General features: G+C 39.0%; 1 protein-coding gene and 1 pseudogene. One reads left to right on the top strand and one right to left on the bottom strand.

Features of this window, described 5'->3' with window-relative positions:
• A pseudogene (gene avtA / locus J5224_RS26275) lies at positions 1-230 on the top strand (valine--pyruvate transaminase); the annotation flags it as partial.
• A 79-nt stretch (positions 231-309) separates the two neighbouring features.
• On the opposite strand, the gene J5224_RS26270 reads toward avtA, so the two are convergent.
• A partial coding sequence (locus J5224_RS26270; protein WP_264628118.1) for a hypothetical protein occupies positions 310-1,829 on the bottom strand: 1,520 nt, incomplete at its 5' end.

The following is a 1,829-nucleotide window of genomic DNA, read 5'->3' as shown; positions in this document are numbered from 1 at the left end:
GGTTCAAGGATCTGCCCATCTCAACGGAAACGCTCTATCAACGGCTGAAAAAACGCGGCGTATTGATGGTGCCCGGCCACTATTTCTTCCCCGGATTGGCAGAAGACTGGCCCCATGCCCACCAGTGTTTGCGCATGAACTACGTGCCTGAACCCGAAAAAATCGAACAGGGTATTGCGATTCTGGCTCAGGAAGTGGAACTGGCGTTGAGCGAAAGCCACGCAGGTTAAAGAAAGACACAATAGCCAACAACCCCTCTGGCTATTGTGCTTAACGTAATCCAATCTTCTGTTTTGGTTAGCGCCCCTGTTAAGGCGCGCTAACTCTGCGAAGCAGTACGTTATTTTTTTTAGCAACATCGCTGATTATCTGACTCACGGTATCGGGGTTATTGATCAACAAGATGCCTTTAAAGTAATCATCAATCTGAAATAGACGTTGCAGATTGCCTGGCTTCATTAAGCTTTCCAGTGAGAAATCCTTATAAACCGGGTTGCTCATAAAATATAGATTACAAAGATAACTAAATTTTTCATTGTCCATGATATCATTCGCAATGGCATATTTTATTTGAGCAAGAGATCGTTCAATACTAACAAACTCTCCCGTTTCTTTAACACTAAGATAGATATAGTCTTCTGGAAGACCGATAGCATGCACAGCCTCATGTAACATCGTACTTGTCGCCAGATTGATATATTTTTCTTTCTCCTGAAACCCCTGAAATTCATTCACCGATGGGTTAAACCCCTCCGGCAATATGGCGGTATTGATAAATATCCTGTCTAATGGGTCGCCGGTGTCTGACAGGCCGAGAACGGTACCCTTTTTTATGGTTTCAGGCTGTATAACACTCGCTTCCTTTGATTTGTTTTTTATTAAAAGAATAATATTTTCATTATTTTTTTCATCCAATATAAATGTCATTCGTTTTAGTTTTTTCAGCAGGGAATCAATAAAGAATTTTGAGGCTTTTTTATCTTTTATCTGTATTCTATCATAAACATAAGACTCAAAAAAATGTCGTTCGTTTTTTATCACGAAAACAGCTTCATTGAGGTGTTTTACCGCATTATTGAACGATTCACTGTATATATCATAAATTATCGAAGATGACCTTTCCGCTGCAAGCTGAGGTAAGCTTTTAAAATCGAATTCACCCTCCTCACCAAAATAGCGATCTTTCATTTTTGGCAATACAGCATCCATTTCTTTTATTGACGTCAAGATTTTCTTACTACTGCGTGCAAAAATTTCATAGACATCATCCATATTATTATCCTGGCTGAGACGCTTCGGAATCTCCGCCAGTTTGTCAACATCGACATCATACTTCTCCCCGCCTATTTCCAGCCATTCCAACAGTTTTATCGATGATTTTTTATCAATTCCCAGGATGGTTTCCTGCGCTTCAACGGGAGTACTAACAATAATTTTCTTAGTATCAAAGTCCTTGATAATACTTACTGCGGTTATTTTCATTTTATCATCTATGCTACCATCCATATTTTTCCCATGCAGAGTAAAATACTCTGGAACGATAGCTCTGTTATTGTTCTTCTTTTCCTTCGCATGAAAAAAAAGGCCCTCTTTAGAGCGATAAAAAATTTCACCCCCACTGTTTTTATAAAAACCATTGACACCGACATAAGGCGTCATTGATTTATCGGGATGGTCAATGATTATGCCATGATCTTGGTTTCTTCTTAGTAGGGTACTGATATCCTTCGTTTCATAGAAATCCATATTGCATAAAGAAAGAATTTGTCTTTTAGCAATACAATGATATGCACGCAGCCTGTAATTTTTATTGTTCCCGCTATTCCCCC

It is taken from the genome of Candidatus Symbiopectobacterium sp. NZEC135 (assembly GCF_025962695.1).
This window is presented reverse-complemented; position numbering and strand designations above follow the sequence as displayed.